Raw genomic sequence first — 8,031 nt, 5'->3', positions numbered from 1 at the left:
CCGCTGCGCGGTCGCTTCGCGAGCCTGGACACCCCACCCGGAGCCCCGGTGCGGCGGAGCTGTCCGACCGAGGAGGGAGCCCCGCCGGGGCCCGTTGTGGCCGGGCCCGGCCGGGCGGGTGCGGGTCGGTGTGGGGAAAGGGGCAGGTCGGGGGCGTTCTCTGGCTTGACCCGACCCCAAGAACATGGTTTAATTAGTGATGTCGGAAGGGGAGGGCAACACCCCAGCCGGCCACCGGAGGGCCGACCGGCCCCCGGCACCACCTCTCACCAGGAGCAGGACTGTGACGACCCCCCAGGCGGACGTAAACCCGAAGCTGGCGACCATCCGGGCGCTGCTGGCCAAGGCGGAGGACTCTGCGACGCCGGAGGCCGAGGCGGAGCTTGCCCGCCAGCGGGCGATGGAGATGATGGCGAAGTACGGCGTTGACGAGGCCCTCCTGAGCGACGGGCGGCCGTCGCGGGACGGGCTCACGGACCGCCATGTCGACCTCCCCAACCCCTGGTCGATGTCCCGCGTCCGCCTCCTGTGCTTTATTGCGGACGCTGTCGGCTGCCAAGCCGTCCACATGGGCCAGACGGGCGCGGACGGTGGTCGTCGCGTCCACATCATCGGCTTCGAGTCCGATGTCCAGCGGGCGGAGATCCTGTACACCTCACTCCTGCTCCAGATGCTCAACGGCTTGAACAAGCAGATCATCCCGTTCGGGGTGCGCAGTGCGAGGGCGTGGCGCAACTCCTGGCAGCTCGGATTCATCGAGCGCGTCATCGAACGGTTGGTGGCGATCGAGGAGGACGCCCGAGCCGCAGCCAGCGGGGAGACGTCCGCCACTGGCCGCAGCGGCGAACTCGTGCTGGCCGACCGGGCGGCGGCGGTCGAGGCGGCATACCGGAAGGACCACCCGCACGCCCGGACCCGGGGCGGCACGTACACCGGCAGCGGCTATGGCGACGGAGCCGCCGCAGGAAACCGCGCCGACATCGGCGGAACCCGCCGCGTCGGAGCCATGCCCGCCGGATCGCTTGTCGCCTGATCTGCACACTTTCACCGGGGCGGCGGCCCGCCGCCCCGGTCCACCCCCGCGCGTCAGGCTGACTGCACCATCACCGCCAAGTCCGTTGATAACAAGGCACCTTGACCGCCTTTACCGTCCAGGAGAACGCCATGCCGTCCCGGAGGCCCCGCGCCACCCCCGCCCGCATACTCACCGCCGCCGCCAACCACATCGAGCGCGTCGGCCTCTACCAGGGTGACCACCTCTGGCAGCCTGGCCGTATGGGCAACACCGCCCCGTGCAACCTCCTGCACGCATGGGAGCGCGGTGTGCGCGCCGCCCGGCCCCGCTGGTCCGAGCGCGGCGATGCGTGGGACATCTTCCAGCGGGCCCTGTTCGACTCCCTGGTGGTGCTCAGCAACCAGGTCCACGGCCGCCCCGTGTCGCCCGTCCGGTGGCGGAAGCTGGGGCTTGCCGAAGGCGCCTGCCGCCGCACCCTGCTGTGGTGCTGGACCGACGCCCCCGGGCGGACCACCGCCGAGGCCGCCGCCCTGATCCGCTCCACCGCAGCCCTCTACCGGAGTGATGCCGATCACACCATCCCCGGTTGTCCCACCCTCCAGAACATGGTTTAATTAATGGTGTCGGAAGGGGGAGGGCAACACCCCCGACCGACACCCCCGCCGGGGCCGACCGGCCCCGGCGGAACCTCTCACCAGAAAGCAGCACGACGATGACCACCGAGACCCAGACCCTCACCGTCCAGGACTTCCCCACCGCCACCCTCGTGACCGCCGGACCCTGGGCCAGCGGCCACCAGCTCGACCCCCGCCCGTCCATCGTCGTCGGCCCCTGGGGCGGGGCGGACTTCGCCGACGAGGCCCGAATGGTCGTCGTCTGGTACTACACCCTCGGCTTCCCGGTGCCGGGCCTGAGCGTCCAGGCGATGTTCCCCCACGAGCTGACGCCGCTTGACGAAACGCTGACCACCATGGACCAGGGCGCGTTCTGCGACATCGCCACCAGCCTGACGCTCGGCCGGTTCGCGTACAACGACGGGGACGACCTCACCGCCGCCGTGAACCGCGCCGTCCGCGAGCGGATCGAAGGAGCCCCGGCCACCCGCCGCAGCTGACGAAGGCCCCGCCGGTCCGGGGGAGGGCAACACCTCCGGACCGGCAGGGCGGCCACTCTCACCAGAAGGAACCACCCGATGAACCGCAAGGCTGACAAGCTCCCCGTCGGTACCCCCGTGGCGTACTACCCCGGCGGGGGACACCTCCCCGAAACTCACTGGCTCGGAGTCATTGAAGAACACCTGCACGACACTGACGGTAAGCCGTGGGGGCTCACCAACATACGGTGCACAGACCCCAGGGGATTCCTGAACAACCGCGTCGGTCTTGTGACGACCGTCGAGACCAAGAAGCTCCGGGAACTCGAAGTCGAGTAGACCGGCCGCCGGTCCGGGGGAGGGCAACACCCCCGGACCAGCGGGCCCCCACAGCCCGAGCGGACACCCCTTCGGGGCGGCAGCAGCACGGTCCGGTGCGTTCACCGCCGCCGGCCGACTCCGCCTAGCGGCTCCGCCGACCGACGACGGGCACCGGACCGCGAAGGACGCGCCCCGCGGGGGCGCGGCAGCCCCTGCCGTCGCGCAGGGCGCGACGGCGGCGGACCGCTCGTCCCTCACGGACCGCCCCCGGTGGTGCTCACCGCTTCCAGCACCCCGTCCGCCCTCCGGGCGGACCAAAGACTCTCACCAGAAAAGACCAGTTCGATGACCATCCAGATCACCCACACCCGCCGGGAAGGAACCCTGGTCGACGGCACCAGCCGGGGAGACGGATCGGCCGAGATCCTGAAACTCCGCGAGTACGGCCGCACCCTGCGCCAGCCGTTCCGCTGGAGCAGGGACCTCGACTGCTGGTACCTCCGGCACAGCCGCGACCACGCCGCCTACACCCCTTCCCTCGAACTCCTCGCCCAGCGACTGCGGGACGCCGGCCTCGACGTCACGCTGACCGTCGACAACGCGGACCGCCGCAGCTTCGGCGAGGCCGAGGAAGACAGGGAAGAGCGCGCCGAGGCCCGCGCCGACCGCTTCGCCGGGTACGCCGACAACGCCGCCCGCAACTCCCAGGCCGCGTGGAAGACGAGCCACTCGATATCCGAGCGGTTCGAATTCGGTCAGCCGATCTTGGTCGGCCACCACTCCGAGGGCCGCGCCCGCCGTGACCACGCACGGATGGACACCGCGATGCGCAAGAGCATCACCGAGGGCGACCGCGCCCAGCACTGGGCCAGCCGCGAGGAGGCCGCCGCCAACTACGAGCGGTTCCGCAAGGACCCCGGCCGCACCCTGCGCCGTCTGGAGAAGCTGAGGGCCGACCTGCGCGCGGTGGAGAAGTGGCAGCGCGGCGAGTCCGCCAAGGGCTACTCCCGCAACCCAGCCGACCCGGAACTGACCATCCGGCACGAGGAACTCGCCGAGGAGATCACGCACTGGGAGCAGGTCATCAAGGACGCCGAAGCCCGGGGCGTCAAGGTGTGGTCGAAGGCCGACTTCAAGCGCGGTGACTTCGTGCTCTACCGGGGCACCTGGTACGAGGTCCTGCGCGTCAACCCGAAGTCGGTCAGCATCCCGCACATCTTCAATGGCACCGGCAAGTCCGTTGTCCGCGCCACCGACGACAGTTACGACGGCTGGACCTCCACCGCCCCCTACGACGACGTGTCCGGCCGCAGGAGCGCCGACGAGATGCAGCCCGCGGCCGCACCGGCCCAGGCCGCCGAACCCCAGGAGCAGGCCGAGCCGTCCCCGCCGGTCGGGGAGCCGGTGCCAGCGGCGGACCAGCCGGACGGCACCGCGCTGGTCCTCATCGCCTCGAAGTACTCCCCCCGCCGCCGCAAGCGGGCTCTGTGGGCGATGACCCGCCGCGAGGCACAGGCCGTGTGCGGTGACCCCCGCACGTCCGGCCGCTCGTACATGCTCACCTGGACCGAGCAGCCCGGCACCGAAGGCACGGACTGGGAATGGGTTCCCGACAACGGGAGCCTCGCCCCGGTTCTCGAAGGCCTGGGCATCACCCCGCGCCGTGAATGGACCGCCGCCCAGCAGGCCCCGGCCGAAGCCGCCTAACCACGCTCCGCCCGCCCCGGCGGCCGAGCGCCCCGGGGCGGGCCCCTCTCTCACCAGAACAGGGCCCCACCATGACCACCCAGCTCATCGAACGACCCGTCATCCTCGCTGCCCCCGGCACCGAGCCGGACGACCAGAACCCGGCCGTCCCCGGCCAGCACCACCACCGGACGGCCGCCCCCGAAACCGCACCGCCCACCGCCCACCAGGCCGCCATGCCCTACCGCATCGCAACCCCGGACACCGCAGGCCGCTACCCCGTGATCATCGGCCACGACCAGGTCATCGGCCGCGCCCACCGGTGGAACCGGGACTGGTGGGTCGAGACCAGCGCAGGGGAAACCAACATCGGCCGCCCGGACAAGGGCGTTCCCGGCATCGAGAAGGCCGCCGCCCGCCTCGCCGAGAAGTACGCCGCCGGAGAGATCACCGCCATCCCACTCGACCAGATCCGCGCCGAAACGCTCCAGCCGATGACCGGCCCCGTGCCGCTGCTGCACCCGCGGATGCTCCTCAACGACCGCAACGTCAAGAGCGCCCTCACCGCGTTCGCCGGACTCGCGAAGCTGCGGTGGCGCGCCGTCGCCACCGGATTTCCCGGCTCGGACAACCACTGGGTCCTGCTCTGCGAGCTGTGCGGGTGGATCGGCCCCAAGTTCTGGAGCCACTTGCGCGGGAGGAACGGCAATCTGCCGAGCCTCCACCGCCACGAGGGCGGATGCGTCGGCCCGGACCGCGTCCGCGAACTGATCCCCGCCTACCAGCAGTAGACCCGACCACCGGGGGGGGGGGGGGGGCCCCCCCCCCCCCCCCCCCCCCCCACACCCCCCCCCCGGGGGGGGGGGGGTGCGGGCGGCCCCCCCGCGGCCCCCCCCCCCCCCCCCCCCCACACCCCCCCCCCCCCCCGGGGGGGGGGGGGCGCCCCCCCCCGCCCCCGGGCACCACCGAACGGACACACCGTGCAGATCCGCTACACCCCCGAGAGCATCGTCATCGCCGACACCCCCGCCGCCATCCTGGAATGGGCCGCCTGCCACATCGAGCACGTCGGCATCCACCAGGGCCCCCGCCTGTTCGCGGGCCCCGGCCGCACCGCAGTCCTGCCGTGCTGGCCCCGCGGCGCCCTCGAAGTCGCCGCCGGCCACGCCCGCGGAGCCGCCGGCCGCACCTACGACTGGCCCCGCATCAACCAAGCCCGCGACGAGGCGTTCGCCCTGCTCGCCGAAACCCTCACCGGCCACCCCACCGACGCCGCCGACACTGCCGCCGCGAAAGAACTGAACCGCGACGCCATCGACCGGTGGAGCGCCGAGCCCGGCCGCACCGCCGCCGACGCCGCCCACGCCTTCCGGGCCGCCGCCGCCCGCGCCGACCACGCCCTGTTCTGACGGCAGCCTCCCGGCGCCCAGACCCTCCGAGAGCCACCACCATGGACCAGACGACCACCCACCGCAGCACCACCCAGGCACCCAACCGCCGAGGAGCCGCCACCCCGAGCAAGGACGGCATCCACCGGATCGGCGTGCCCCTCCAACCCCGGCTCAGCGCGACCGAGCTGATCCGCGTACTCCTCGCCGCCCCCGAGGAGACCGACCTCCACACCCTCGACCCCGTACAGGTCCGCGCGATCATCGCCGACGTGCTCACCCGATACGGCTACGAGGTGCTCGACCGGTCACCGTACGACCCCGGCCGCGACCGCGACCAGGACGCCCGCCGCGCGATCCGCCGCGCCTACGGCCCACGCTTCCAGGACTCCCCGGCAGAGCAAGCCGTGCTCGCCGACCCCCTGCGCGAAGTGCTCGCCGCCGTCCCGGGCGAGCGGCCGTGACCGCGATCACCGTCGAGCCGACCGGCGCCCGGGCCCGGCAGACGCTCTACTGGCGAGTGCGCAACGGGCGGACCCCCGAGCCCACCGACAGCGCCCCGCGGACGTGGCACATCCGCCACGGCCACCCCGGCGGCGAGTACAGCGACCTCGGGCACGAACTCGAACCGCCCAAGCACCACGCTCCGACCCTGCTCACCCGCAGTCGGCGAACCGGCCGCCGGGAAGCGCAGGAGTTCCGGGGTGGGTGCCTGGCCTGTGGCTGGGAGGGCTCCGTCCACCGTGGCGCCGGGTACGGCGACGGCGACAACCAAGCCGTTGAGGACGCCCACGACCACGCCTTCCCCGGCTGGCGCGAGCTGCCACCCCTCACCACCACCGAAGACCGGTGGGCACTCCCGCACGACCGGGCGCGGTGGGCACAGCTGACCTCCCGCTACCCGCCCGGGTGGCTGGACCAGGGTGCCCCGCTGGTGGCGTGGAGCCGCCACCGCCGCGAAGCCCACGCACCCCCGCACCGCGGACGCCCCCGCTACGAACTCCGCGTCGGCCGTCCGCCCGCCAACCCGCGCACCCGCCACGCCGCTCAGGAAGCCCTGTTCTGATGACCGCCGCACTCCGTGCCAGAGCCCCGCCGCCCGGCTCAAAGATGGTCTAATTACTCCGCCGACGGCGGAGCGGGCAACCTCCGCCCCGGAGGGTGTCGAACCGGCACCCGCGCCACCAGACAACAAAGGACGGCCAGCACACATGGCAACACGGTGCTGGCCGTCCGGGTGTCTCTCTCACCAGAAAGACCACACCATGCTATGCGATCGGCATCCCGACTGTCCCCAGCCGGGGGACACCGCCCAGCTCAAGAGCGGTAACAGCATCGGCGCGAAGGACACCGACAGCTTCGTCATCGTTGAGGACTTCCCGCGGACTGGCCGGCACCTCGTGCTCAACCTCCCTGTCGGCCACCCCGCTCACGACGACTGGGCCGCCGCCGTACCGGTGGAGGAGATAGCCACCCTCACCCGGCTCGAACCCGCCGGCAGCCGCACCTGGACGCCCGTCCCCGAGCCGGACGAACCCCAGTGACCCCACCCAGCAGCCACGACCACGAACAGGAGGCGACCGTGCCCGCCAAGAACGGCCGCACGCTCTACTCGCGCGCGGACCTACGCAAGGTCCACAACATCAGCGAACCAACGCTCCAGAACCTCTGGACCGACCGAGAGAACAACGGGCACCCGCCCGCGGAGATCATCGACGGCGTCATGCACTGGGACGGCGACGTCTGGGCGACGTGGCACCACGAACTCCAACGCCGCCGCGCCGCCGCCAACACCACCAACGCGCCCAAGCTCGACGGCGACCCGGACGAGTTGGTGGGCCCGGCTGAAGCCGCGAAGGTCTGCGGGTTCTCCGACTCCGCCACCGTCTCCCACTACGTCAAGAACCCGCCGGAGGGCTGGCCCGACCCGGACGACTGGGACGAACTGCCGACCCGGCGGCGCCCGAAGTGGTACCGCTGGCGGCTGTGGCAGTACCTCGGCGACCGCAAGGGCAAGGGCCACGGCGGCGGACGCCCCTCCGGCCCCCGCCACGGGGCCGCCTACCCGTACCAGGGGGACGAACGGCTCACCCTCGCCCGGCAGGCCATCGCCGCCAACCCCCAGGCCACGAACGCCGAACTGATCCCCCAGCTCCAGGAAGGGGCGGAGAAGACCTACTCCCGCCCGACCTGGAACAACATCCTCAAGTCGGCCCGCGAGCACCCCGAGGAGTGACCGTTGTCAGACCCCCGCTGTCCGCGCTGCGGCGGACCGCTCGGTGAACGGCCCGCCCACTCCCGGGTGACCACCGGCCGGGACGTCCCGATCTGCACCACGTGCGGCACCGACGAAGCCGTACGCGAAGCCCAACGCCAGGCACCCGTACCGCCCGGCGAATGGCCGCTCACCTAAGCCAGCACCCTTGAGGCCACGGTGGCACCGGAAGGGGGGCCCCCCCCCCCCGGGGGGGGGGGGGGGGTGCCCGTTGACCGGGCCCCCGCCCGGGGGGGGGGGGGGGCCCCCCCCC

General features: G+C 72.5%; 11 protein-coding genes. All 11 read left to right on the top strand.

Features of this window, described 5'->3' with window-relative positions:
- The first annotated feature begins 283 nt into the window (after positions 1-283).
- The 11 genes from ACFV61_RS21535 to ACFV61_RS21485 all read left to right on the top strand — a co-directional run bounded on the left by ACFV61_RS21535 (position 284) and on the right by ACFV61_RS21485 (position 7,739).
- A complete protein-coding gene (locus tag ACFV61_RS21535; protein ID WP_380493384.1) occupies positions 284-1,033 on the top strand; it encodes a DUF2786 domain-containing protein in 750 nt (249 codons plus the stop codon).
- Positions 1,034-1,134: 101 nt separating this feature from the next.
- The gene (locus ACFV61_RS21530; protein WP_380493382.1) at positions 1,135-1,629 is read left to right on the top strand and encodes a DUF6197 family protein; all 495 of its coding nucleotides are present in this window, start codon (positions 1,135-1,137) and stop codon (positions 1,627-1,629) included.
- Positions 1,630-1,727: 98 nt separating this feature from the next.
- Entirely contained in the window at positions 1,728-2,129 is a 402-nt protein-coding gene (locus tag ACFV61_RS21525) for a DUF6409 family protein (RefSeq protein ID WP_380493380.1), read from the top strand.
- A 78-nt stretch (positions 2,130-2,207) separates the two neighbouring features.
- Positions 2,208-2,447, top strand: coding sequence for a hypothetical protein (locus tag ACFV61_RS21520; RefSeq protein WP_380493378.1), 240 nt, complete (start codon positions 2,208-2,210; stop codon positions 2,445-2,447).
- A 327-nt stretch (positions 2,448-2,774) separates the two neighbouring features.
- The gene (locus ACFV61_RS21515) at positions 2,775-4,136 is read left to right on the top strand and encodes a DUF3560 domain-containing protein (protein ID WP_380493377.1); all 1,362 of its coding nucleotides are present in this window, start codon (positions 2,775-2,777) and stop codon (positions 4,134-4,136) included.
- A gap of 71 nt (positions 4,137-4,207) precedes the next feature.
- Positions 4,208-4,906 (top strand): hypothetical protein, encoded by a 699-nt coding sequence (locus ACFV61_RS21510; RefSeq protein ID WP_380493376.1) that lies wholly within the window; start codon positions 4,208-4,210, stop codon positions 4,904-4,906.
- Between the two features lie 189 nt (positions 4,907-5,095).
- The gene (locus ACFV61_RS21505) at positions 5,096-5,524 is read left to right on the top strand and encodes a DUF6197 family protein (RefSeq protein ID WP_380493375.1); all 429 of its coding nucleotides are present in this window, start codon (positions 5,096-5,098) and stop codon (positions 5,522-5,524) included.
- Between the two features lie 41 nt (positions 5,525-5,565).
- Positions 5,566-5,967 (top strand): DUF6181 family protein, encoded by a 402-nt coding sequence (locus ACFV61_RS21500; RefSeq protein ID WP_380493373.1) that lies wholly within the window; start codon positions 5,566-5,568, stop codon positions 5,965-5,967.
- Positions 5,964-6,569 (top strand): DUF6349 family protein, encoded by a 606-nt coding sequence (locus ACFV61_RS21495; protein ID WP_380493371.1) that lies wholly within the window; start codon positions 5,964-5,966, stop codon positions 6,567-6,569. The genes ACFV61_RS21500 and ACFV61_RS21495 overlap by 4 nt, the downstream gene beginning before the upstream one ends.
- A gap of 199 nt (positions 6,570-6,768) precedes the next feature.
- On the top strand, positions 6,769-7,047 hold the full coding sequence (locus ACFV61_RS21490; RefSeq protein WP_380493369.1) for a DUF6211 family protein: 279 nt from the start codon (positions 6,769-6,771) through the stop codon (positions 7,045-7,047).
- Positions 7,044-7,739, top strand: coding sequence for a hypothetical protein (locus tag ACFV61_RS21485; RefSeq protein WP_380493367.1), 696 nt, complete (start codon positions 7,044-7,046; stop codon positions 7,737-7,739). The genes ACFV61_RS21490 and ACFV61_RS21485 overlap by 4 nt, the downstream gene beginning before the upstream one ends.
- Positions 7,740-8,031: the final 292 nt, after the last annotated feature.

The organism is Kitasatospora sp. NPDC059817 (genome assembly GCF_042731835.1).
Lineage (GTDB): Bacteria > Actinomycetota > Actinomycetes > Streptomycetales > Streptomycetaceae > Kitasatospora.
Note: the sequence above shows the minus strand (reverse complement) of the source record. Positions and strands in the feature narration are given on the sequence as shown.

What these genes read in the sequence shown, in the direction of transcription:
- ACFV61_RS21525 (WP_380493380.1), top strand. Translation starts at nt 1,728, where the DNA reads ATGACCACCGAGACCCAGACCCTCACCGTCCAGGACTTCCCCACCGCC.
- ACFV61_RS21520 (WP_380493378.1), top strand. Translation starts at nt 2,208, where the DNA reads ATGAACCGCAAGGCTGACAAGCTCCCCGTCGGTACCCCCGTGGCGTAC.
- ACFV61_RS21515 (WP_380493377.1), top strand. Translation starts at nt 2,775, where the DNA reads ATGACCATCCAGATCACCCACACCCGCCGGGAAGGAACCCTGGTCGAC.
- ACFV61_RS21490 (WP_380493369.1), top strand. Translation starts at nt 6,769, where the DNA reads ATGCTATGCGATCGGCATCCCGACTGTCCCCAGCCGGGGGACACCGCC.
- ACFV61_RS21510 (WP_380493376.1), top strand. Translation starts at nt 4,208, where the DNA reads ATGACCACCCAGCTCATCGAACGACCCGTCATCCTCGCTGCCCCCGGC.
- ACFV61_RS21500 (WP_380493373.1), top strand. Translation starts at nt 5,566, where the DNA reads ATGGACCAGACGACCACCCACCGCAGCACCACCCAGGCACCCAACCGC.